Source organism: Polaromonas sp. JS666 (assembly GCF_000013865.1).
Lineage (GTDB): Bacteria > Pseudomonadota > Gammaproteobacteria > Burkholderiales > Burkholderiaceae_C > Polaromonas.
In genome coordinates, this window is record NC_007948.1 from 3,840,937 (window position 1) to 3,862,968 (window position 22,032).

The window sequence follows — 22,032 nt, forward strand, 5'->3', positions numbered from 1 at the left end:
TCAAATTCATCATTGGGCCACCCCGATTTGTGAGTAAGCACTAACAAATTTAAAGATCATCACCCTCGAAATATATTTTTTGAAGACGCCAAAACTGCGCCTGGTGTGACGAAAAACCCCCAACCCGGACGGGGTATGGGGGTCTTTCATGCACCTAGCGAGAGGAACCACAGCGTGGAGAAGGCCCTCATCGCCAGACGAACTCAAACCATCAACGTGCCGGCCGGATCAACACAAACTGCGCCAGTTCTCCCCGGCGAAACAGCACATTGACGGGCTTGCTCTTGTCAATTTTTGCGAGCGCAGCCTCGAACTCCTTGACGGTTGTGATTTCGGAGTTGGCAATCGCAACGATCACATCACCCTCGCGAAGTCCTGCACGGGCGGCTCCACCCTCGGCGCTGTCTACCCGGACCCCGCCCTTGATCTTGAGTTCCTTTTTCTGTGCATCCGGCAGGTCGCTCACCACCAGGCCCAAAGCCTGTGCAGGGCCGGCGACCGGCGGTTTGGCTTCCGGTGACGAGGCCTTGCGAAGGGGCTTCTCTGCTTCCACCTCCGCGATGACCACCGGCAAATCCCTGGTAGCACCCCGCCTGAAGACGGTCACCACCGCCTTGGTGCCGGGCTTCACATTGCCGACCATGCGCGGAAGATCACTGGATTTTTCGATCTGCTTGCCGTCGAACTTGATGATGATGTCGCCGGCTTCTACGCCTGCCTTTTCTGCAGGTGCACCAGCCTCCACGCCTCTGACCAGCGCCCCGCGGGGACTGCCCAGACCGATGGATTCGGCCACTTCCTTGCTGACCTGGTCGATCTGCACCCCGATGCGTCCACGTGTGACCCGACCACTGCTGCGCAGCTGGTCTGAAACACGCGTTGCCTCGTCAATCGGGATGGAAAACGAAATGCCCTGAAAGCCGCCAGAACGTGAATAGATCTGGCTGTTGATACCCACGACCTCCCCGCGCATGTTGATCAGGGGCCCACCCGAGTTGCCGGGGTTGATGGCCACATCGGTCTGGATGAAGGACAGGTAGTCGCCGGTATCGCGCTGCTTGGCGCTCACAATACCCGCCGTCACGGTGTTTTCAAGGCCAAACGGTGAGCCGATGGCCATCACCCATTCGCCCACTTTCAGGCGGTTGATGTCACCGATTTTCACGGCCGGCAACCCGCTTGCCTCTATCTTCACGACCGCCACATCGCTGCGCTTGTCCGCTCCGATGATTTTGGCCTTGAATTCACGCTTGTCAGTCAGCGTGACAATCACTTCATCGGCGCCCTCCACCACATGGGCATTGGTCATGACAAAACCGTCTCCCGTGAGGATGAAGCCGGAACCCACACCACGCGGCTGCTCTTCGTCGGGCTGGGGCTGGCCGCGGTCTGGACGCGGCGCGCGCGGCATGTTGGGTGGTACGGGAATCCCGAAACGCCTGAAAAACTCCAGCATTTGCTCATCCACGCTTCCCGCACCCGAGGCTTTCACTTTTTCTATCGTGCGGATGTTCACCACCGAGGGGCCGACCTGATCAACCAGATCGGTGAAGTCAGGCAGCGTGCGGACCTGCGCCCACGCGGGAGCGACAGGCAGCACCACGGTGGCTGTCACCACGCCCAACAGACCTGCGAGCAAATAGGAGCGCAGGGGTTTCCGGTTCAATTCAAGCATCATCGGCCTCGTCGTAAATGTTGGTAATCAGGCAAGCAAAACTTGTGGGAAGGAAATAGGGACGCCAGAGAAAAAACAATACGGGCAATATGCGGCACCTGCGCCCCACGCGGAAAATTTTCCGGCAACAACTCCCGCGCAGGCACCGACTACTTTTTCCGCTCCAGCCCATTGGCAAAATGGCGCAAAGTTGCCATGGGAACTTCACCCATGATGGTTACCCAGTAAGCGTCCACTTGCCTGGTCAGCGTCTGGGTGGCCCCCAGTGACAGGCTGGATTCCTTCTCATGGCGTTGCCGGTCATAGGGTTCCACAAAGATGGAGACGGAGGCCAGCCCGTCGGAGAAAATCCATTGCAGAGGCTCGGCACCTGGCGCGGCGTTCGCCGCGGGGCGCTTGTAGCAGCTCATGGGTTTAAACCCGGCAACAGGCGCTTTGAGCACCCAGCCTTCGGCGCTGGCCGTGGTCTTCACCATCACAGGCTTCTCAACGCGATAGCCGTCCACCTTGCCCATCATCTGGATAAGCTGGTCCATTTTGACCGGCGCATCGAGCTGCAGCTCCGAAAACGCGGCCTGCTCGAGCACCTTGCCATCAGCGTCCAGGGTCTGCAACTTCACCACCAGGCCCTTTTTTTGCTCGGTCCAAATACGGTAGCCAAAACGCATGCTGTCCTTGGGAACCAGCATCACGACGTCCGCTTCGACGCCAGCCACCCGCTCTACGCCGTCATGCCGCATCTTGTAGAAATCGGCAATGCGGCTGTCGGTTGACTGGAGCAACTCGGGAAACATACCCAGGGATTCCCGTTTTTCGCTGCGCACCACCTTGTGGTCGGGCATGAATGTAACGACCTGATCGTTGTGCCGGAAGATAGAGCGCGGCGCCCCGGTCAGGGTTTCAACCCTTTCCACCTGCTGGTTGCCTTCGCAGACATGCCAGACTTTTGCGCTCGACATGGCGCCACCCGACGAAACAACAAAAGTCCCAATATAGGAGCGTTTTTTGGAGGCCTCGTGCATGCGCATCAACCAGTCATTGACGCTTCTGGACTCCGCCGCCGTGGCAGGCGTGGACGCCGTGGCCGGCGAAGGCACCTGGGCCGCTACATAATTCATAGCGGCGAGTGGCCAAACAAAAAAGGCCACAAGGCGATAAGTCTTGAAATTCATGGTTGTTTTGAAGGCTCTGCCGCAGCAAAAGCTCATTCAACGCCCTGCATTCTGAGGCGTTTCAAAGGTGGCGTTTCGCAAAAACCCCGACGGCACCTGCAAGGCGGATGCACCACCCAACTGCTTGTGTGCGGCCAGCAGCTCCTCCAGCCGGGCATCGCGCACTATCGGACCCTGCGGTGAAGCCACCAGCACCTGCTGAGCCGGGCCTTGGGCAAGCTGCGGTGCATCAGGCATCAGCAGGCCCGAGGCGTTCCACGCGATGGCGGAAATGGCTGCCAGGGAAGCAACGCCGGCCACCCACTTCCAGGGCAGCATGCTGTCATTGGATGCCGCGCCGCGGTGGTGGACCACGTTCGCACCAGTTTTTCCCCTGGCTTGCGCCGCTGAATCAGGGGGAACAGGCTGGTGGCGCGCCCGAAGCAACGGCTCTTGTGGCTCTTGCGAAAGGCGCTGGTTCAGCCGCCCCAGAAAGGCCAGGTCCGCCCCGTGCACCACGGGCTCAGGGGACCGCAACACCTCGCCGATCACATGGTAGGCGGCCCAGCTGGCAAACGCAGATTCGTCGTGCTGGCAGGCCTGAAGTGCGGCGGCAAAGTCCTCACCACCCAGCTGGCCATCGGCCAGGGCAGACATGAGTTCACTGGTTTGCATAGACGGTTTCATGATGTTCATGGGCAGTGGGCCTGCCGGTTTATTAAAGGCTTTAAAGGCTGAAAGACAGGGCGTTATTCATTCAGTTATTCATTCATTGATTCAATAGTGATTCAACAAGGCTCTTGACATGGATACCAGCCAATAACTACCAGCATCACCAGCGCTTGCCTGACTGGTTTTCCAGCAAGGGCTTGACTTTCCCAGAGATCGCTTCACGCGCCCTGAAAATACGGGACCGCACTGTGCCAATGGGACAATTCATGGCCTCAGAGATTTCTTCATAGCTCAACCCTTCGATTTCGCGCAAAGTGATGGCCTGACGAAGCTCTTCCGGCAATGCTTCCATAGCTGCGTTGACCATTTCCGCAATTTCCTTGCTGGCCAATACGGCATCCGGCGTTTCCGAGCTAGTTAGTTCGTTTTCCAGCGGGGAAGTTTCATCGTCCTCTCCGGATTTAAAGGAATTTTCGGAAACGGTGGGATCCCGCTTGAGATCCATCAGGGCTTTTTTGGCGGTATTGACCGCAATCCGGTAGAGCCAGGTGTAGAACTGGGCCTCGCCCCGGAACTGGGCCAGGGCGCGGTAGGCCCGGATAAACGTTTCCTGGGCGATGTCTTCCACCAGATCCACATCGCGCACCATGCGCCCTATCAGGCGCTGAATGCGGCGCTGGTACTTGATCACCAGCAGCTCAAAGGCCTTTTGGTCCCCGGCCACGGCGCGCTCGACCAGCATGGCGTCGCTATCAGCCGCTTTTTCGGATGGCAGGGGTGTCCCGTCCGCAGTCATGGCTTCATCCGTGTGGCATCAACAGGAAACTCATGGCCCGATACTGCCACAGCCGGCAACGGCTCTGCAGGCATCCCGTCCAATGAGCGGGAAGCGCCTGCCGGCTTGTGCGGGGAATACACCGCCCGGCGCAAGTCCAGCCAGCGCTCTGGCAATGCCCTTTGCTCCGCCCAAAGCCAGAGTCCGGCGCGCGCCGGATTCTGAAGCCGGAGCAGCAGCAAGTGCTGGAAATCAGCCACCACCGAGAGTTCATACCCGGCAACGCCCGCCTGGTAGGCCAGGCTTTCCCAGCGCCAGAATTCGCCGTCCCATGCCAGCTTGCCACACGGAACTTTTTTCCAACCGCCCCATGCGAGGACGCCCGTACCGCATACAGCGGCAAGGAGCAGCGCCATCCGCCAATCCAGTTGACGGGCAAGGTAAACCCAAACCAATACCGGCAGCAAACCCGCCAGCCACAAACCCAGCAATAGCCAGCCGTGGAAACGCGAACGCCCCAGCGGATAGACAACCGGCGGGGCGTTGTGCGTGATCAAGACAATCAGTGCGGTGCTGGGGCGCGCGTGCTTGAAAAGGCGAAACCGGGGCGCGTCAGACGCGCTTGAAAACCAGCGTGCCGTTGGTGCCGCCGAATCCAAAATTGTTTTTGACCGCAAACTCAATGTTGGCGTCGCGCGCCACGTTGGCGCAGTAATCCAGGTCGCACTCGGGATCCTGGCTGAACATGTTGATGGTCGGAGGAATCTTCTGGTGATGCAACGCCAGCACGGTGAATACCGACTCAATGCCGCCGGCGCCGCCCAGCAGATGGCCCGTCATCGACTTGGTCGAACTGACCACCATGTTCTTTGCGTGGCTGCCAAATGCCGCCTTGATGGCATTGGTTTCGTTCAGGTCACCCAGCGGCGTGGAGGTTCCGTGCGCATTGAGGTACTGAACCTGATCGGCATTGACGCCTGCATTTTTCAATGCCATGGCCATCGAACGGCGGGGGCCATTGATGTCGGGTGAGGTCATGTGATAGGCGTCGGCGCTCATGCCAAAACCGATGACTTCAGCATAGATCTTCGCGCCGCGCGCCTTCGCGTGCTCGTACTCCTCGAGCACCAGAACACCGCCGCCCTCGCCCAACACAAACCCGTCGCGGTCCTTGTCCCAGGGACGTGAAGCGGTCTTGGGGTCGTCATTGCGGGTCGACAGCGCGCGGGCCGCGGCAAAGCCGCCAACACCCAAAGGCGAGACGCAGGACTCGGCACCGCCGGCGACCATCACGTCGCAGTCACCGTACTCGATCATGCGCGCCGACAGTCCGATGGCATGAAGACCAGTCGTGCAGGCCGTCACGACAGCGATGTTGGGCCCCTTGAAGCCAAACTTGATGGAAACATGCCCGGAGATCATGTTGATGATGGACGCAGGCACAAAAAACGGGGAAATGCGGCGCGGGCCGCGATTCACCAGTTCGGCGTGTGTCTGCTCGATCATGGGCAAACCGCCTATGCCCGAGCCGATGTTGCAACCGATGCGGGTAGCCAGTTCTTCACCGAGCGCATCTCCCGTAGGCAAGCCACTGTCAGCGACCGCCTGGCACGCCGCAGCCAAGCCCAGGTGAATGAAGCGGTCCATGTGCCGGGCCTCCTTTTCGGGGATGTAATCCTCGATCTTGAAACCCTTCACCTCGCCCGCAAACTTGCAGGCAAAGTTGCTTGCATCAAATTGCGTGATCAGGTCAATGCCGGGAGTACCGGCAAGCAAATTGGTCCAGGAATCGGCGACGGTAGTACCTACCGGGCTCACGCAACCCAAACCTGTCACGACGACACGACGACGGCTCATTCAGTAATCCTGAAAAAAACCCGAAAAGACCCTGCACGGCCTTTCAGGTTGAATGACGGCAAAGGCAAAGGTCAAGAACCTCGTGCCTCAAGCCTTTTGATGGGTATTGGCGTAATCAATCGCATTCTGGACGGTGGTGATCTTCTCGGCGTCTTCGTCGGGAATCTCAATGCCAAACTCGTCTTCCAGGGCCATGACCAGCTCTACGGTGTCAAGCGAGTCAGCGCCGAGATCCGCCACAAAGGCTTTTTCACTGGTGACTTGACCCTCTTCCACGCCAAGTTGTTCGGCAATGATTTTCTTAACACGTGCTTCGATATCGCTCATAGTTCCCTCTGAGGGTTGTAAATTAATCCGTGATTTTACCGCGTTAGGGTCACTTCCCTAAGCACCAGGCCGGACGGATAAAAACCGGCCTCGATTTGATGTGTTTTACCACTGTCAACCCATGCGCCTCATGACGCAGGCTGAGCGGCTACATGTACATGCCGCCGTTGACATGAATTTCCTGGCCCGTGATGTAGGCCGCTTGCGGACTGGCCACAAAGGCCACGGTATGCGCAATATCCTGCGGCTTGCCGAGATGGCCCAGCGGAATTTGCCCCAGCAGCGCTTTTTGCTGCTCTTCAGGGAGGCTGGCCGTCATGTCGGTCTCGATAAAGCCCGGCGCCACACAGTTGACCGTGATGTTGCGTGAGCCCAGTTCTCGCGCCAATGCACGCGTCATGCCCGCCACACCCGCCTTGGCGGCGGCGTAGTTGGACTGACCCGCGTTGCCGGACGCACCCACCACCGAGGTAATGCTGATGATGCGGCCATAGCGCTGCTTCATCATGGTGCGCATCACGGCGCGGCTCATGCGAAACACCGCCTTGAGATTGGTGTCGAGGACTGCATCCCAGTCGTCGTCCTTCAGGCGCATCGCCAGCATGTCACGCGTGATGCCGGCATTGTTGACCAGCACCTGCAGACCGCCGTGTTCCTTGACAATGCTGTCTATCAGCGCTTCGGCGGCCGCTCCATCATTCACATTCAGGTTCCTGCCGGCACAGCCCGGGAAAGCAGCGAGAGCCTGGCCGATTTTGGCCGCCCCTTCATCACTGGTGGCCGTACCGATTACCTTCAGGCCCTTCTGGGCCAGCTCCAGCGCGATGGCAGCGCCTATGCCGCGCGATGCACCGGTGACCAGCGCAACCTGCCCCTCAAACTTGACTTCATTCATGCCAGCATCTCCTTCACATCTGCCATCGAGGCCGGATCAAACAGGGGCGCGCCCGTCAATTCCGGGTCTATCCTTTTGACCATGCCGGTCAGCACCTTGCCCGGCCCGCACTCGACGATGGTCGTGAGCCCCCGCGCCTTGATGGCCTGGACACACTCCACCCAGCGTACCGGTCCGAACGCCTGTTCATAAAGCGCCGCACGAATGCGATCGGCATCCGTCTCCACCGCCACTTCTATATTGTTGATGACGGGAATCTGCGGAACCGCGAAATCGACGGCAGCGAGTTTTTCCCTGAGCTTCTCGGCGGCCGGTTTCATCAGGCTCGAATGAAACGGCGCCGACACCGGCAGCGGCAAGGCCCGCTTCGCGCCGTTGGCTTTGAGCACTTCGCAAGCCTTGTCCACCGCAGCCTTGCTGCCCGCAATGACGGTCTGCAGGGGGTCGTTGAAATTGACGGCTTCCACAACCTCATCGGTATTGGGTCCAAAGGTGCGGACTGCCTCGGCACAACCCTCAATGACCCGGGCCGCGTCCATGCCCAGGATGGCCGCCATCGCGCCCACCCCCACGGGCACGGCATCCTGCATGGCCTGGGCCCGAAAGCGCACCAGCGGGGCGGCTTGCGCCAGCGACAACACCCCCGCGGCCACCAGCGCCGAATACTCGCCCAGCGAATGGCCAGCCACGGCAGCTGGCGCCGCGCCGGTTTCCGCGATCCACGCCCGGTAGGCAGCCACACCCGCCACCAGCATCACCGGCTGGGTATTGGTCGTCAGAGCGAGGGTCTCTTTGGGCCCGTTCTTGATCAGCTGGCCGACGTCCTGCCCCAAGGCATCAGAAGCTTCCAGGAGTGTTTGCCGGACAACAGCATGGTCGCCCCAGGCGTCCAGCATGCCCACCGACTGCGAACCCTGGCCGGGAAAAACAACAGCGAACGATTTCAAATAATTACTCCAGTTATCAAGCGGCGAACCTGTCAGCGCCCGCCATTCTAAGAAACCCATCGGGACGGCAACCGATCAGGCAAGCCCCACCCCACCCGCCGCCATGCGGCCCGCGATTTTCGAAGCGGAAACGGCAGTCAAGTGAACGCTGCTGCGGTGGCAGGCTTGCGCCCGGCGGGGCTTTCAGGGGAGCGCCCGGCAACACCGCCTGCTGCGGTGCCCGCATAGCTGACGGCAGGCAGGCGATTGAAGATTTTCCAGCCGGCCAGGACGAAGGCCGCCACCAGCAGCAGGATTGCAATGGCATCCACACGCCTGACGGTCCGAGACTCAAGCGGCCACCTGTCGGTCAGTAGCTGGCCGGGAAATACATGGAGTCATCTCTCAATAGTTGAGAAGCACCGCACCCCAGGTAAAGCCGCCGCCCACGCCTTCGAGCATGAGGGTGTCACCTTTTTTCACCTTGCCGCTGCGCACGGACGCATCCAGCGCCAGCGGGATGGACGCTGCCGAGGTGTTGCCATGCTCGTCGACCGTGACGATCAGCTTTTCCGGGGGCACCTTCAGCTTCTTCGCTGTGCTCTGCATGATGCGGATGTTGGCCTGGTGCGGAATCAGCCAGTCGATATCCGTATCCCGCAGGTTGGCTTTGGCCAGCGCGGCCCGGGCCGAGCTTTCAAGAACGCCAACGGCCAGCTTGAACACGGCCTGCCCGTCCATTTTGAGGAGGGGATCGCCCAGCACCTGGCCACCCGATACATTGCCCGGTACGCACAGGATGCCGACATGCTTGCCGTCAGCATGCAGATCGCTGGCAAGGATGCCGGGCGTCTCCGACGCTTCCAGCACCACGGCACCTGCGCCATCGCCAAACAGCACGCAGGTGGTCCTGTCCGAAAAATCCAGGATGCGCGAGAACACTTCCGCGCCAATAACCAGCGCCTTGGTGGCCGAGCCGGTTTTGATCAACGCGTCGGCCACGGTCAGTGCATAAACAAATCCACTGCAAACGGCCTGGACATCAAAGGCGGGGCAACCCGCAATACCGAGTTTGTTCTGCACGATGCACGCGGCGGAGGGAAACACCATGTCTGGCGTCGACGTCGCAACAATGATCAGGTCAATGTCGGACGCCTGACGGCCTGCCGCCTCCAGCGCGTGCCGGGCAGCTTTCACGGCGAGGTCGCTGCTGGACACATCGGGCGCGGCGAAATGGCGGGCCCGGATGCCGGTGCGCTCCACAATCCATTCGTCGGAAGTTTCAACGCCCTTGGTGGCCAGCTCAGCGGCCAGCTCGGCATTGGTCAGTCGGCGCGGTGGCAAATAACTACCGGTGCCAGTGATGCGTGAATAACGGGTCATTGATTAGTGTGCCGGTGTAGAGACTGCTGGGTCAACTGCCATCGAAGAAACCGCACTCACTCCATCACTGGCCGGTGCCATCTGTGCTGCAACCAGCAACAAGGGGGCGGCATGGGCGATGCGTTCGCGAACTCTCTCAAGCAAATTGTTACGAGCCGCATCATAAGCCCGATTGAGTGCCCGCTCAAAAGCAAAAGCATCTGCGGATCCATGGCTTTTGAAAACCAGGCCCTGCAGACCCAGCAATGCGGCACCGTTGTAACGCCTGTGATCTACCCGATTTTTAAACGCAGTTAGCACAGGATAGGCCACAATTGCCGCGAATTTCGTCAAGATGTTGCGCGAAAACTCCGCTTTAATGAAGCCCCCAATCATGCTCGCCAGCCCCTCGCTGGCCTTCAGGGCCACATTGCCGACAAAGCCATCGCACACCACGATATCCGTGGTGCCCTTGAAAATATCGTTGCCCTCAACGTTTCCGTAGAAATTGAGATCACCGGAAATAGAAGCAGATCGCAGCAAATCGCCGGCTTTTTTGATGATTTCGCTGCCCTTTATTGCCTCTTCACCGATATTAAGCAGCCCTACGCTGGGCGCAGGTTTACCGGAAATGGCCGCCACCAGGGCTGAACCCATCACCGCAAACTGCAGCAAATGATCCGCCGTGCAATCCACATTGGCGCCGAGGTCCAGCACCGTGGTCGCGCCACCTGCGGCATTGGGCAGCTGTGTCGCAATGGCGGGCCGGTCTATGCCCTCCATGGTTTTCAGCACGTAGCGGGCAATGGCCATCAGCGCGCCGGTGTTGCCGGCAGACACGGCCGCCTGGGCAACACCCTCCTTGACCTGGTTCATGGCCACGCGCATGGACGAGTTCTTCTTTCGCCGCAAGGCGATCTCTATCGGATCGTCCATGGTGACGACCTCGCTCGCGGCAACGAACTGGCAACGGGGGTGTGACTGCAGCAGGGCGTACTGCGGGTGGGCCGCCAGAACATCGGGCTGCCCCACCAGAACCAGCGCTGCTTCCGGATGGCCACTCAGAAAGGCCAGGCTGGCCGGGACGGTCACGTCCGGGCCAACGTCGCCCCCCATGGCATCGACAGCAATCCTGATCATGAAAAGACCGGCGCAGTCAAGATTGAATGATGGACAAAAGAAAGGCCCGCAGGATCAGTGCGGGCCAGTGCATGAGGCGCGAAATTACGCTTCGGATTTGGTTTTCAGCACCTTGCGGCCACGGTAAAAACCGGTGGGGCTGATGTGGTGACGCAGGTGGGTTTCGCCCGTGGTGGATTCCACAGCGATGCCTGGCACGGTGAGTGCGTTGTGCGAGCGGTGCATGCCGCGCTTGGAAGGTGACTTTTTGTTCTGCTGGACGGCCATGATCCGCTCCTGAGGGGGTAATAGGGTTGGTAAATTACGCGCCAGATTTTTGAATTCAGGTAGCTGGACCTGCATGTTGGTCTACAGGGCCCCATCACTACATTGGCACGCGAAGCCTTTGATTATAGCGCGATACAGCCTCTTTTGACCATCACTTCACCCGGCAACACCGGGGAGACCCCGCCTTCGTGCGAATTTTCGCAGCATCAAGCGTCATTTTTAGTACAAATGCATTACTTTTTCTTGAGCTGCGCCAGCGCCGCGAAAGGATTGGGCTTCTGACCGGCCTCGGCGCCGATCTCTACCTCCCCCGCCTGCAGCTTGGGCGCCACCGGGCATTCGTCATGCATGGGCACCAGCGGCAAGGCCATCAACAACTCGTCCTCCAGAACGGCCAGCAGGTCAAATTGTGGCTCCATGACCAGCAGATCTTCTTCGGACTGATCGTCCTCGGCCATCGCAATGTCTTCGTCGGCAACAAAGCGGTACCACTGATCCACCTGGACAGGGGTGACAACCACCCCCATGCAGCGCTGGCAGGTCAGCGGCACAGCCGCCTCCGCCTGCAAATGCAGCCAGACCTCGTCGTCGGCACCGGCGCGGGGACGCAACTCCCCACGAGCCCGCCACTTCACAGCCGAATCAGGCCCCAGCTCCTGTGTTTCCTCGGCCAGCCGCTCCAATTCTTGTAGCAAAGTGGTTTCGACAAGCGTCACACCGTCGTGGGCGAAGGCTTGCATGTTGAGGCGGTGGGCTTGAAGAGATCTGGACATGGGTGCAGTGTAAGAGAATCGGAGCATGAACTCTGCCCTCAACCCGGTCGCCGCATCAACGGCAGCCACGGCCCTTACGCCCACAAGTCGCCCATTGGTGCTGGGCTCGACCTCGCCTTATCGCCGCGAACTGCTGCAGCGCCTGCACCTCCCGTTTGAGGTGGCAACTCCCGACGTTGATGAGACACCGCTGCCCGGCGAAACGCCCCGCCTGCTGGCTGAACGTCTGGCACTCGCCAAGGCACGCGCGGTGGCTCGCAATTTTCCGCATGCGGTGGTGATCGGTTCCGACCAGGTGGCCGACCTGAACGGCCTGCCGCTGGGCAAGCCGGGCACCCATGAACGGGCGGTTGCTCAGCTGCGCCAGATGCGGGGCCAGACGGTGGTGTTTCAAACGGCCGTGGCCGTGGTGTGCCTGGATAGCGGGTTCGAGCAAAGCAGCCTGGCAGCCGTGCGGGTGACATTCCGGAACCTCACCGATGGCGAGATCGAAAACTACCTGCGCGCCGAGCAGCCTTATGACTGTGCCGGCAGCGCCAAAAGCGAAGGCCTGGGCATCGCGCTGCTCGAATCGATTGACAACGACGACCCGACCGCACTGGTCGGCCTGCCGCTGATACGTACCTGCAAAATGATCCAGGCGGCCGGCGTAGCCCTGTTCGCGGACCGCGGGGAACACCCATGAACGGCACCGTGAAAGGCCGGCTTTACCTGGTGCCCGCGCCGCTTGATTTTGGCTGCGACACCCAGGCCCCGCTTCAGGACGTGATGCCTTCGGGCACGCTGCAGGTCGCAGCCCGGCTGTCCTGCTGGATTTGCGAGAACGCCAAAAGCACCCGCGCTTACCTGAAGCGCATCAACGAACAGCACCCCCTGGCGCACACGCTGCAGTCGCTCCAGATTCAGGAGCTGCCGCGTGAGGTTCACAAGAAGGGTGACCACACCGGCAACTTTGATGCGCGGCCGTTGCTCATGGCCGCGATGGAGGGCCACGACATGGGCCTGGTCAGCGAGGCCGGCATGCCGGCGATCGCCGACCCGGGCTCGTCGGTGGTGCGCGCAGCGCACGACCTCGGGCTGCAGGTGGTGCCGCTGACGGGCCCCATGTCGCTGATGCTGGCGCTGGCGGCGAGCGGCCTCAATGGCCAAAACTTTGCGTTCGTCGGGTATTTGCCGCAAGACAGCGGCGAGCGGACCCAGCGCATCCGCGAGCTGGAGTCGCTGGCCCTGAAAACCGGCCAGACCCAGCTTTTCATTGAAACACCCTACCGCAATGTGGCCCTGCTGCAGGCGCTGCTGCAGACGCTGCAGGGCAACACACGGCTGGCGCTGAGCTGCGGCCTGACGCTGGACAAGGCCTCATCGCGCAGCATGCAGGTCAGCGGCTGGAAACGCGACAAACCCGTCCTGCCGCTGGACCAGCCGACGGTTTTTTGCATAGGCCGCTGACACGCATCAGGGGGCAACCCGATGAAAAAAGCCCGCTATTGCGGGCCTTTTTGGTTTTGTGTTGCTGCGGCTTTTTTGGCGTTTCGCGCTTTGAGAAGACGCTTAACGAATCGCCGGAATGGCCTTGAAAGCCCTGATGGCACCTTCACCCATGGCCGCGCCAAACTTCTTGGCCAGGCGCTCGGCCACATTCTCGCGGCGCGTGTAATCGATGATTTCCTCGGCCTTGACCACCTCGCGGGCTACATACTCCAGGCCGCCCAGCTGGTCAGCCAAACCCAGCTCCACCGCCTGCTGGCCGCTCCAGAACAGGCCGCTGAACATCTCTGGCATCTCCTTGAGGCGCTTGCCGCGGCCGGCTTTCACCACCGTGATGAACTGCTGGTGGATCTGGTCCAGCATGGCCTGCGCATACACGCGCTGCTTGTCGCTCTGCGGGCTGAAGGGGTCCAGAAAGCCCTTGTTCTCGCCAGCGGTCAGCAGCCGGCGTTCCACGCCCAGCTTGTCCATCAGGCCGGTAAAGCCAAAGCCGTCCATCAACACGCCGATGCTGCCGACAATGCTGGCCTTGTCGACGTAAATCTTGTCGGCTGCCACCGCGATGTAATAGGCTGCCGATGCGCAGCTTTCTTCCACCACGGCATAAACCGGCTTCTTGTGCTTGATCTTGAGGCGCAGGATTTCGTCATTCATCATGCCGGCCTGCACCGGGCTGCCCCCGGGGGAGTTGATCAGCAGCACCACGGCCTTGGCGCCATCGTCTTCAAACGCGGCACGCAGCGCCGCATTGACAAACTCGGCACTGGCGTCGGCGCCGGCGGCGATTTCACCCTTGATCTCCACCACGGCCGTGTGCGGCGCGGCCGCATCGGTGGCGGGGGTACCGCGGTGCAGGAGCATCCACACCAGCGCGATGAAAAACGCCAGCCAGGCCAGGCGCACAAAGGCTTTCCAGCGGCGGGCAGCTTTTTGCTCATTGAGCGATGCAAACGCCAGCTTCTCCAGCGTTGCACGCTCCCAGCCGGGAGCCAGGGACGGGTCGGTTTGAAGGGATTTTTTCGCTCCCGTTTCAGGAGCACGATCTTCCGGATAAGGACGGGACTCCGGCTGGTTCGGCCTGAAATCCGACTCCCGCAGGAGATCAGGAGAGGTGTCGTTCGGATTGTCGGGGCGGTTGGATTCGTTCATGGTCGCTAGTTTAGAGAAGTATTAGAACTGTACCGGTCTGAGGTTGTAAGCGGAATGCCAATAAACAACCCCGTCATTTTCCGAAAGCGTGATTTTGATCAACCCGCCCTGGCAGGGGCCGCCTGCGCACTGGCCGGTATCAGGCCGGTAAGCCGCACCATGGCTGGCGCACAGCAGCCATTGTCCGCTGTCGTCAAACACCTGGTTGGGCTGCCAGTCGAGTTCCATGGCCACATGCGTGCAGCGGTTCAGGTAAGCATGCGGCAGGCCCTCGAAGCGAATGGCAAAAGCCCGGCAGGTCAGACCGGCATAGTCGATATCGAAGGGCACTGCCTCCCCGCCTTCGACCAGGTCGCTGGCATTGCACAGGGGTAACAGCTCATCCATAGGAAGCCCTTCAGTCGCTAGTACTAGCCATTACTAGCCATTGGCCAGCAGCCAGTCATGGAGGTCCTGCACCGAATGGGCCACGTGGCGCGGCGCCAGGGCCGTGAAGGCTTCGGGTTCGTGCGCGCCGTAGCTCACCCCCACACTGGGGCAGGCCGCATTGAACGCCATCTGCAGGTCGTGCGTGGTGTCGCCCACCATCAACACCCGCTGAGACGTGCAGCCGAATTCCTCCATTAACTCATGCAGCATCCGCGGGTCGGGCTTGCCGGCCGTCTCGTCAGCGGTGCGCGAGCCGTGAAACATGCCCTTGAGTTCCGCGCTCCGCAGCGCCTCATCCAGCCCGCGCCGGGATTTTCCGGTGGCCACCGCCAGCCGGAAGCCGCGCGCCTTGAGGGCCTCCAGCATCGGCAGCACGCCATCGAAGAGGACCAGGTCGTCATGGTGGGCCGCGTAATGGTGGCGGTAGCGCGCGCCCAACTCGGGGTATTTTTCTGCGGGTACGTCGGGAGCCGCGTGGGCCAGCGCCTGCATCAGGCCCAGGCCGATCACATAGGCGGCCTCCTGGTCGGTGGGCATGGTGCCGCCTACATCCCGCACGGCGGACTGGATGCAGCGCATGATGATCTTCGTGGAATCGAACAGCGTGCCGTCCCAGTCAAAGGCGATCAGGTCAAAGTTTCGGGTGTACATGCCTTGATTGTCGCTGGCCCCGCCCTGCGCTGCAGGGCAAGGGCCATCGCGTCACGGTTGTGCGGCGGGTCCTGCGCTGCCCTGGGGCCGGACCGACAGAAACTGCTGCAGCTCGTCGGGCAAGGGCGTTTCCAGATGAATGGTTTTGCGCGTCTTGGGATGGTTGAATTTCAGGCTCCAGGCATGCAGAAACATGCGTTTCAGGGGAGCGCCCCCGGCAACGGACTTCTGCAGGGACTTGTTCAGCTCAAAGTCGCCGTATTTATCATCCCCCGCAATCGGGTGGCCCTCGTTGGCCAGGTGCACACGAATCTGGTGCGTGCGGCCGGTCTTGATGGTGACTTCGAGCAGGGTAAACGGGGTGCCCGGGGCCGCGGGAAGGGCCGCAAAGGCGGACTTGACCTTGACCAGCGTGACCGAGCGCATGCCGTCGGGATGGTCATTGGGCACCACCTTGACGCGCCGTTCGCCTTCACCAGCGCCGCCGGGCAACAGGTATTTGTGCAGCGCCTTGTCGATCACGCGGTGATTGGCAGGCCAGTTGCCGCTCACCAGCGCCAGGTAAACCTTGTCGGTTTCGCGCTCGCGGAACTGTTCCTGCAGCAGTTTCAGGGCCATTCGGCGCTTGGCGATCAGCAGGATGCCGCTGGTTTCCCGGTCCAGCCGGTGCACCAGCTCCAGGAAATCCGCCTGGGGCCGGGCCATGCGCAACTGCTCAATCACCCCGAAGCTCACGCCGCTGCCGCCATGCACCGCCACGCCGGCCGGTTTGTCGATGGCCAGCAGGAAGTCGTCTTCGAACAGGACCGGAAATTCCCGCGACGGCGCATACCCGCCGACGGTGGAGCTGGCGCCGTGGCGCGCCACCTCCTCGGCCATGGCCTGGGCCTTCTGGTCGGCCCGTTCCGAGGTGCGCACCGGCGGCAGGCGGACGATATCGCCGGCTTCAAGGCGGGTATCGGCCTGTGCCCTGCCCTTGTTGATTCTTACCTCGCCACTGCGGATGATGCGGTAGACGTGGGTCTTGGGCACACCCTTGAGGTGGCGGATCAGGAAGTTGTCGAGCCGCTGGCCGGCGTAATCCTCGTCGACCGTGACCAGCGTGGCCTGCGGTGGCGCAGGCGCTGCCGCCTCTTGAACAGGAGGGCGAGACGGAGCCGGGGGTCTGGGTTGGGAGGCGGCAACCATCGGTCGAACCGGTGCTTTGACCGGTCTTCTTGCCTTGCCTGCCGCTACCCCTATAATGTGTTTCACTAGCGATATGCTGTAAGTGGTTGATTTGTCTGGAGTTTAGTCCACCCAAGTCCGAAGCCCATTAAAAGGCTTATTAACAACCCGCATACAGCCTCGCTGGAAGGTCGATGCCCTGCAGGCAATTGCCCGCAAGCGACGAGTGCCAGGCACCTCGCGGCGAGCGGATTACCGTGCAGACGAGTCGACGTTTTGCGAACACAACTACGGAATACCATGTGTGCAGCCCCAGTCCCGCACAAAAGGCTGCATGCGGATCCAGCTGAGACCAAGTCCTTTAATGGGTAGCCCTCTGATGACAACACGGGTCAGTCTGATTCATATATGCCTGCGGTACCTTGGTACCCTGCTTTTTGGCATAAATCAGCCTCCAGCCTTTGAAAATCGGGCGCTAGCAGCTACTTTTTTGGTAGCAACAACCTGTTTGACCCCTGCTCACTCCATCCACGCGCCTACGCCCAGACCACTTCGCTGACTGATTCTTCAGTCGGCCAGGGTGCAGTCAAAAGCTCTCCGGCAATTCCCCACGTTCGCACCGCGTCCCTCCGGCGTCGTTAGCCCATTTTGGGCAGGTGATTGATGTTCGAGACATGACATCAAAACGAAGAACGATAAGGAAAGCTACCCATGAAACGGATGCTGGTAAACGCCACACAGGCTGAAGAACGCCGCCTGGCGATCGTCGATGGACAAAAACTCCTCGACTACGAAATTGAAATTGAAGGGCGCGAGCAGCGCAAGGGCAACATCTACAAGGCCGTCGTCACCCGCGTCGAGCCTTCGCTGGAAGCCTGCTTTGTTGACTACGGTGAAGACCGCCACGGCTTCCTGCCGTTCAAGGAAATCTCCAAGCAATACTTTGCGCAGGGCGTGCCGGTCAGCCAGGCACGCATCAACGATGTGATCCGCGAAGGCCAGGAACTGCTGGTCCAGGTCGAAAAGGAAGAGCGCGGCAACAAGGGCGCAGCCCTGACCACGTTCGTGTCGCTCGCAGGCCGCTATGTGGTCCTGATGCCCAACAACCCGCGCGGCGGTGGCGTGAGCCGCCGCATCGAGGGCGACGACCGGGCCGAGCTCAAGGAAGCGATGGACCAGCTCGAGTACCCCAATGGCATGAGCATCATCGCGCGCACCGCCGGCATCGGCCGCAGCGCACCCGAGCTGCAGTGGGACCTGAACTATCTGCTCAAGCTCTGGACGGCCATTGACGGCGCCGGCAAGGGCGGCAAGGGCGCTTTCCTGATTTACCAGGAATCCAGCCTGGTGATCCGCGCCATCCGCGACTACTTCAACAGCGACATCGGCGACATTCTGTTCGACACCGACGACGTCTACGAGCAGGCCCGCCAGTTCATGGCCCACGTGATGCCCGAGCATGAGCACCGCGTCAAGCGCTACCGCGATGACGCGCCGCTGTTCTCGCGCTTCCAGATCGAGCACCAGATCGAGTCGGCCTACGCCCGCACCGTGCAGCTGCCATCCGGCGGCGCCATCGTGATCGACCACACCGAAGCGCTGGTTTCGGTCGACGTCAACTCGGCCCGCGCCATCAAGGGCGGCGACATCGAAGAAACCGCCACGCGCACCAACCTGGAAGCCGCCGATGAAGTCGCACGCCAGATGCGCCTGCGCGACCTGGGTGGCCTGATCGTCATCGACTTCATCGACATGGAAGAGTCGCGCAACCGCCGCGATGTGGAAAACCGCCTGCGCGATGCGCTGCGGCAAGACCGCGCACGCGTGCAGTTCGGCACCATCAGCAAATTCGGCCTGATGGAAATGAGCCGTCAACGGCTGCGCCCTGCCCTGTCGGAAGGCGCGTCGATTCCCTGCCCGCGTTGCGGCGGCTCCGGCCATATCCGCGACACGGAAAGCTCGGCGCTGCAGATCCTGCGCGTCATCCAGGAAGAGTCCCTGAAAGACAGCACGGCTTCGGTGCTGTGCCAGGTGCCGGTGGATGTGGCGTCTTTCCTGCTCAACGAAAAACGCTCCGAAATCGGCAAGATCGAGCTCAAGCAGCGCATCAATGTGCTGCTGGTTCCCAACAAGACACTGGAGACGCCGAACTACCGCCTGGAGCGCCTCAAGCACGACGATCCGCGCCTGGACAATATCGAAGCGAGCTACAAGCTGGCTGACGAGGTGGAAGACCCGACGACGGTGACCCGCCGCAGCCAGGAAAAGCACAACAAGCAGGAACCCGTGATCAAGGGCGTGCTGCCCGATGCGCCGGCTCCGATTGCCCCGCCCAAGCCCGAACCGGTAGCCCCTGCGGCCAAAGCGGCACCGCGCCCAGCGCCTGCAGCGCCAGCCCACGTGGCAGCCGAAAAAGGCTTCTTTGGCTGGATCAAGAGCCTGTTCGGCGGCACCGAAGCGCCGGCTGCAGCGCCCGCCGCTGAAGTGAAGAAAGACGAGCGCAGCGGCGAGGCACGGCGCGAAGGACGTGATGGACGCGGCGAGCGCGGTGAACGTTCAGAGCGCGGAGGCCGGGACGGCCGCCGTGGTGGCCGCAGCCGCGGTGAAGGTCGTGGGGAAGGCCGCGGCGAAGCCCGCCCGGAGAGCCGACCCGAAGGTCGTGGCGACCGGGGTGAGGGCCGCGGCGGCGAACGCCGTGAACGCAGTCCCGAAGCACGCGGCGAAGGCGCACGCCAGGAACGTCCCGCCGGGGAAGCACGCGCTGAAGCACGCCCGGAAAATCGCGGCGAAGGCCAGCCCCGCAGCGAAGGTCGCACCGACGGCCGTGGCGAGGGCCGTGGTGACCGCAGCCGCCGCGAGCGCGGCGAACGCGGCGACCGCATCCCACGCGATGCGGCAGAGCAGGATCTCGCATTGGCCAACCAGGCCGCCATGGCCGCAGCCATGGGTGGCGATGCTGCCGTGCAGGGACAGGACAGGCCCGCCCAGGAAGCCGGCCGTGACGGCGATCGCCAGCAGGGCGGACGCGAAGGACGGGGCGAAGGTCGCCGCGAGCGCGGTGAACGGGGTGGAGAGCGCGGTGGCCGCCGCAATGATCGCCGCGGCGAACGCACCGAGGGCCAGGGCCCGGCCGCCGACACCGCTGGCAATACCGTGAGCGGTGAAGCCGCGCCTATGGCTGCAGTTGCACTCGACGAGACAGGCCAGACCCTGACGCAAAACCAGAACGGCCAGGGCGATAGCCCGGTCGACGAGCAGCGCCAGCCCCGCGAACGCCGCAGCCGTGACCGCTACGGCCGCGACCGGCGCGAGCGTGGCGAGGAGCGTGCTGAAAGCGGCGAGCGCAGCGAACAGGCCGCCGAGAGCGCCACCGCACCCGCCAGTTCAGAGCAAAATCAGGCCCCTGCCCTGGAAGAGCGTGCACCAGTTGCTACTGAATTTGTAGCATCTTCTGTGGCTCCAGTGGCTGCTTCGGCTCCGGCTCCTGCCTACACGGCGCCCATGGCCGCGGCCGCACCCGTGGCAACGCCCGTGCCTGTGCCTGTGCCTGTGCCTGCACCCGCAGCAGCCAGCATCATGCTGCCCAAGGTCCAGGCCTACGCCCTGCCCCTGCAGGACCTGGCGCAGGTGGCCGAGTCTTCAGGCCTGCAATGGGTCAACTCCGACGCGGCCAAGATTGCCGAAGCGCAAGCCGCCATCGCCGCTGAAATCAAACCGGTGCATGTGCCGCGCGAGCGCCCGCCGCTGGCGGTGTCTGATGAAGGTCCGCTGGTGCTGGTGGAGACCCGCCGCGATCTGGGCTCAATGGCGCAGCCCTTTGAGCAACCATCCGCCTGATGGACCGGCAGGCCAGCCATTGGCCTGGCCCCCAGCCTCTTGAAAAGGCCCCGCGTGCGGGGCCTTTTTCTTTGCCTGTTCGATACCTTGTCAACGCCTGTTCGACGCATTGCGCCGGCGTTCCGGGACGTGTGTGGTGCCCATGGCGCGGTGCAGCGGCACCCGGCCACCGGGGCTTGGGCAGCAAGGCCTGGCGCCTCTACAGCTGGGCAGCGCGCTTGTAGGCCTGCGCCGCCGCCGGCTCATCCTCACGCTGCTCGGCCAGCACCGCCAGCGCCCGCCAGGCATTGCGGTGCAGCGTGGCATCCTGCAGGCCCATGGCGGCTTGCGAGAGCAACTGGCGGGCCTTGCCCCACAGCTGACGGTTCAGGCAGGCCATGCCGGCCAGGTACTGCAGATTGGCGTCGCGCGGCCGGCTGAGCTGCGCCGCTTCAATGCGCGCCAGCCAGGCCGCATCCAGGGAGTCCAGACCAGCTTCCAGCCCCGTGATCAGCTTGATGCGCAGGTTGTCGCCGATCTCCGAGCGCGGCTCCATCATGCGGTCCCACACCTGCAGCAGCCACGTGCGCGCCAGCCCGGCGTCGCCGTGCAGCGCCATCAGCCGCGATGCCGCATGCACCACCAGCTCGGGCATGGCCCGCTCGCTCTCATCCAGCGAAAACCAGGCTTGCTGCAACTGCGCCGGATCGTGCGCATCGTTCAGCAGCTCCAGCGCCAGGCCGCGCACAATGCTCTGCGCCGCCGCCTGTGAAAAAGCACGGTGCTTGGCCAGCAGGCGGGCGGTGTCCAGCGCCAGCAAGGTCTGCTTGACCTGGCGGGTGGCGCGCAGCTTCATGCGCAGGGCCAGGGTGCGCCGCGCGGCGCCTTGGGGCAGCTGCGTCAGCCACTCCAGTGCGGCGCCGGCATCGCGGTCTTCCAGCGCCCAGCGCGCCGCGCGAAGCTGCACACCCTCGCGCACTTCCTGCGCATGGCGCTGGGCCGCATTTTGGAGCGCCAGCTGCAGATGCTGGTCGCGCAAGGCCCTGTTTTGCAGGGACTGCGCGCTTTCCGCTACCAGCAGATGGGCCAGCGATCGCAATTGCGTGGAACGGCTGGCGCTGTGGCCGGTCGCGTGGCCAGTTTGATCGGTGAGCAGGCCCAGGCTTTTTTCCTGCACCAGCGCGTTTTGCGCCGACTTGGCGGCCCGGATGTAGCGCCCCGCCAGCAGGTTCGCCAGCGAGTCCATCAGGGAGCCGTACATGGCACGCTCTTTCTGCTGGGCACGCCAGCGCCGCGCTTCCAGCGGCAGGGCGAACAGGGCCGACACGGCGCGCAGGGCACCGTACAGCAGCATGAAAAAGCCTGCCAGTACCAGCACCATCAGGTTGAAGGACACATCGAGCCGGTGCGGCGGCCAGAAGATGGTGACCACCGCCTGGTTGTTGCCCGCAAACAGGGCCACGGCCACGGCGACACCAAACAGGGCCACAAGCCAGAGGGCGGCGCGCATCG

The 22,032-nt window shown here is 62.2% G+C and carries 22 protein-coding genes; 3 read left to right on the plus strand and 19 right to left on the minus strand.

Going from position 1 to position 22,032, the window contains the following annotated elements; all coding sequences use genetic code 11:
• Nucleotides 1-211: 211 nt before the first annotated feature.
• The 14 genes from BPRO_RS18160 to BPRO_RS18220 form a co-directional block, all read right to left on the minus strand.
• Nucleotides 212-1,675 carry a DegQ family serine endoprotease gene (locus BPRO_RS18160; RefSeq protein ID WP_011484536.1) on the minus strand — a complete coding sequence of 488 codons (1,464 nt, stop codon included), beginning with the start codon at nucleotides 1,673-1,675 and terminating at the stop codon, nucleotides 212-214.
• Nucleotides 1,676-1,824: 149 nt separating this feature from the next.
• The gene (locus BPRO_RS18165) at nucleotides 1,825-2,793 is read right to left on the minus strand and encodes a MucB/RseB C-terminal domain-containing protein (RefSeq protein ID WP_232291427.1); all 969 of its coding nucleotides are present in this window, start codon (nucleotides 2,791-2,793) and stop codon (nucleotides 1,825-1,827) included.
• 90 nt (nucleotides 2,794-2,883) lie between these two features.
• Nucleotides 2,884-3,501 carry a sigma-E factor negative regulatory protein gene (locus BPRO_RS18170; RefSeq protein WP_232291428.1) on the minus strand — a complete coding sequence of 206 codons (618 nt, stop codon included), beginning with the start codon at nucleotides 3,499-3,501 and terminating at the stop codon, nucleotides 2,884-2,886.
• Between the two features lie 157 nt (nucleotides 3,502-3,658).
• Complete coding sequence (rpoE, locus tag BPRO_RS18175; protein ID WP_011484539.1) at nucleotides 3,659-4,294, minus strand: RNA polymerase sigma factor RpoE; 636 nt, start codon at nucleotides 4,292-4,294, stop codon at nucleotides 3,659-3,661.
• Complete coding sequence (locus tag BPRO_RS18180; protein WP_049764269.1) at nucleotides 4,291-4,830, minus strand: hypothetical protein; 540 nt, start codon at nucleotides 4,828-4,830, stop codon at nucleotides 4,291-4,293. Before BPRO_RS18180 ends, rpoE begins: the two co-directional genes overlap by 4 nt.
• A 55-nt stretch (nucleotides 4,831-4,885) precedes the next feature.
• The gene (gene fabF / locus BPRO_RS18185) at nucleotides 4,886-6,130 is read right to left on the minus strand and encodes a beta-ketoacyl-ACP synthase II (RefSeq protein WP_011484541.1); all 1,245 of its coding nucleotides are present in this window, start codon (nucleotides 6,128-6,130) and stop codon (nucleotides 4,886-4,888) included.
• Nucleotides 6,131-6,217: 87 nt separating this feature from the next.
• Nucleotides 6,218-6,457 carry an acyl carrier protein gene (acpP, locus tag BPRO_RS18190; RefSeq protein WP_011484542.1) on the minus strand — a complete coding sequence of 80 codons (240 nt, stop codon included), beginning with the start codon at nucleotides 6,455-6,457 and terminating at the stop codon, nucleotides 6,218-6,220.
• Nucleotides 6,458-6,605: 148 nt separating this feature from the next.
• Nucleotides 6,606-7,352, minus strand: a complete 747-nt coding sequence (fabG, locus tag BPRO_RS18195) for a 3-oxoacyl-ACP reductase FabG (RefSeq protein ID WP_011484543.1) — start codon at nucleotides 7,350-7,352, stop codon at nucleotides 6,606-6,608.
• Entirely contained in the window at nucleotides 7,349-8,299 is a 951-nt protein-coding gene (fabD, locus tag BPRO_RS18200; RefSeq protein WP_041388928.1) for an ACP S-malonyltransferase, read from the minus strand. The genes fabG and fabD overlap by 4 nt, the downstream gene beginning before the upstream one ends.
• A 137-nt stretch (nucleotides 8,300-8,436) precedes the next feature.
• Nucleotides 8,437-8,610: a hypothetical protein gene (locus BPRO_RS29710; RefSeq protein ID WP_011484545.1), complete on the minus strand. Its 174-nt coding sequence runs from the start codon at nucleotides 8,608-8,610 to the stop codon at nucleotides 8,437-8,439.
• 73 nt (nucleotides 8,611-8,683) lie between these two features.
• On the minus strand, nucleotides 8,684-9,661 hold the full coding sequence (locus BPRO_RS18205) for a beta-ketoacyl-ACP synthase III (protein ID WP_011484546.1): 978 nt from the start codon (nucleotides 9,659-9,661) through the stop codon (nucleotides 8,684-8,686).
• A 3-nt stretch (nucleotides 9,662-9,664) separates the two neighbouring features.
• Nucleotides 9,665-10,780, minus strand: a complete 1,116-nt coding sequence (gene plsX / locus BPRO_RS18210; RefSeq protein ID WP_011484547.1) for a phosphate acyltransferase PlsX — start codon at nucleotides 10,778-10,780, stop codon at nucleotides 9,665-9,667.
• Between the two features lie 84 nt (nucleotides 10,781-10,864).
• Entirely contained in the window at nucleotides 10,865-11,047 is a 183-nt protein-coding gene (rpmF, locus tag BPRO_RS18215; RefSeq protein WP_007873878.1) for a 50S ribosomal protein L32, read from the minus strand.
• 233 nt (nucleotides 11,048-11,280) lie between these two features.
• Entirely contained in the window at nucleotides 11,281-11,820 is a 540-nt protein-coding gene (locus BPRO_RS18220; RefSeq protein ID WP_041388929.1) for a YceD family protein, read from the minus strand.
• 25 nt (nucleotides 11,821-11,845) lie between these two features.
• Between BPRO_RS18220 and BPRO_RS18225 the strand changes: the two genes are divergently transcribed.
• Nucleotides 11,846-12,505: a Maf family nucleotide pyrophosphatase gene (locus tag BPRO_RS18225; protein ID WP_011484549.1), complete on the plus strand. Its 660-nt coding sequence runs from the start codon at nucleotides 11,846-11,848 to the stop codon at nucleotides 12,503-12,505.
• Nucleotides 12,502-13,269, plus strand: coding sequence for an SAM-dependent methyltransferase (locus BPRO_RS18230; RefSeq protein ID WP_011484550.1), 768 nt, complete (start codon nucleotides 12,502-12,504; stop codon nucleotides 13,267-13,269). Before BPRO_RS18225 ends, BPRO_RS18230 begins: the two co-directional genes overlap by 4 nt.
• Nucleotides 13,270-13,371: 102 nt before the next feature.
• On the opposite strand, the gene BPRO_RS18235 is transcribed toward BPRO_RS18230, so the two are convergent.
• The 4 genes from BPRO_RS18235 to BPRO_RS18250 are packed head-to-tail and all read right to left on the minus strand — an operon-like array spanning nucleotide 13,372 to nucleotide 16,725.
• On the minus strand, nucleotides 13,372-14,457 hold the full coding sequence (locus tag BPRO_RS18235; protein ID WP_011484551.1) for a S49 family peptidase: 1,086 nt from the start codon (nucleotides 14,455-14,457) through the stop codon (nucleotides 13,372-13,374).
• Nucleotides 14,458-14,478: 21 nt separating this feature from the next.
• Nucleotides 14,479-14,844 (minus strand): Rieske (2Fe-2S) protein, encoded by a 366-nt coding sequence (locus tag BPRO_RS18240; protein WP_011484552.1) that lies wholly within the window; start codon nucleotides 14,842-14,844, stop codon nucleotides 14,479-14,481.
• Nucleotides 14,845-14,877: 33 nt separating this feature from the next.
• Nucleotides 14,878-15,537, minus strand: a complete 660-nt coding sequence (locus BPRO_RS18245) for an HAD family hydrolase (protein ID WP_011484553.1) — start codon at nucleotides 15,535-15,537, stop codon at nucleotides 14,878-14,880.
• Nucleotides 15,538-15,588: 51 nt separating this feature from the next.
• Nucleotides 15,589-16,725, minus strand: a complete 1,137-nt coding sequence (locus BPRO_RS18250; RefSeq protein ID WP_011484554.1) for an RluA family pseudouridine synthase — start codon at nucleotides 16,723-16,725, stop codon at nucleotides 15,589-15,591.
• Between the two features lie 690 nt (nucleotides 16,726-17,415).
• On the opposite strand from BPRO_RS18250, the gene BPRO_RS18255 reads away from it, so the two are divergent.
• Nucleotides 17,416-20,541, plus strand: coding sequence for an Rne/Rng family ribonuclease (locus BPRO_RS18255; protein ID WP_011484555.1), 3,126 nt, complete (start codon nucleotides 17,416-17,418; stop codon nucleotides 20,539-20,541).
• A 199-nt stretch (nucleotides 20,542-20,740) separates the two neighbouring features.
• Here BPRO_RS18255 and BPRO_RS18260 read toward each other — a convergent pair whose 3' ends face one another.
• Entirely contained in the window at nucleotides 20,741-22,030 is a 1,290-nt protein-coding gene (locus tag BPRO_RS18260) for a heme biosynthesis HemY N-terminal domain-containing protein (protein ID WP_011484556.1), read from the minus strand.
• Between the last annotated feature and the right edge of the window lie 2 nt (nucleotides 22,031-22,032).

Bases quoted from the DNA above. Each gene is read 5' to 3' on its own strand.
- BPRO_RS18230 (WP_011484550.1), top strand. From the start codon at position 12,502: ATGAACGGCACCGTGAAAGGCCGGCTTTACCTGGTGCCCGCGCCGCTT.
- rpmF (WP_007873878.1), bottom strand. From the start codon at position 11,047: ATGGCCGTCCAGCAGAACAAAAAGTCACCTTCCAAGCGCGGCATGCAC.
- BPRO_RS18170 (WP_232291428.1), bottom strand. From the start codon at position 3,501: ATGCAAACCAGTGAACTCATGTCTGCCCTGGCCGATGGCCAGCTGGGT.
- plsX (WP_011484547.1), bottom strand. From the start codon at position 10,780: ATGATCAGGATTGCTGTCGATGCCATGGGGGGCGACGTTGGCCCGGAC.
- fabF (WP_011484541.1), bottom strand. From the start codon at position 6,130: ATGAGCCGTCGTCGTGTCGTCGTGACAGGTTTGGGTTGCGTGAGCCCG.
- fabG (WP_011484543.1), bottom strand. From the start codon at position 7,352: ATGAATGAAGTCAAGTTTGAGGGGCAGGTTGCGCTGGTCACCGGTGCA.
- BPRO_RS18205 (WP_011484546.1), bottom strand. From the start codon at position 9,661: ATGACCCGTTATTCACGCATCACTGGCACCGGTAGTTATTTGCCACCG.
- BPRO_RS18160 (WP_011484536.1), bottom strand. From the start codon at position 1,675: ATGCTTGAATTGAACCGGAAACCCCTGCGCTCCTATTTGCTCGCAGGT.
- BPRO_RS18220 (WP_041388929.1), bottom strand. From the start codon at position 11,820: ATGTCCAGATCTCTTCAAGCCCACCGCCTCAACATGCAAGCCTTCGCC.
- BPRO_RS18260 (WP_011484556.1), bottom strand. From the start codon at position 22,030: ATGCGCGCCGCCCTCTGGCTTGTGGCCCTGTTTGGTGTCGCCGTGGCC.
- BPRO_RS18250 (WP_011484554.1), bottom strand. From the start codon at position 16,725: ATGGTTGCCGCCTCCCAACCCAGACCCCCGGCTCCGTCTCGCCCTCCT.
- acpP (WP_011484542.1), bottom strand. From the start codon at position 6,457: ATGAGCGATATCGAAGCACGTGTTAAGAAAATCATTGCCGAACAACTT.
- rpoE (WP_011484539.1), bottom strand. From the start codon at position 4,294: ATGACTGCGGACGGGACACCCCTGCCATCCGAAAAAGCGGCTGATAGC.
- BPRO_RS18235 (WP_011484551.1), bottom strand. From the start codon at position 14,457: ATGAACGAATCCAACCGCCCCGACAATCCGAACGACACCTCTCCTGAT.
- BPRO_RS18225 (WP_011484549.1), top strand. From the start codon at position 11,846: ATGAACTCTGCCCTCAACCCGGTCGCCGCATCAACGGCAGCCACGGCC.
- BPRO_RS18255 (WP_011484555.1), top strand. From the start codon at position 17,416: ATGAAACGGATGCTGGTAAACGCCACACAGGCTGAAGAACGCCGCCTG.
- BPRO_RS18240 (WP_011484552.1), bottom strand. From the start codon at position 14,844: ATGGATGAGCTGTTACCCCTGTGCAATGCCAGCGACCTGGTCGAAGGC.
- BPRO_RS18245 (WP_011484553.1), bottom strand. From the start codon at position 15,537: ATGTACACCCGAAACTTTGACCTGATCGCCTTTGACTGGGACGGCACG.
- BPRO_RS18165 (WP_232291427.1), bottom strand. From the start codon at position 2,793: ATGAATTATGTAGCGGCCCAGGTGCCTTCGCCGGCCACGGCGTCCACG.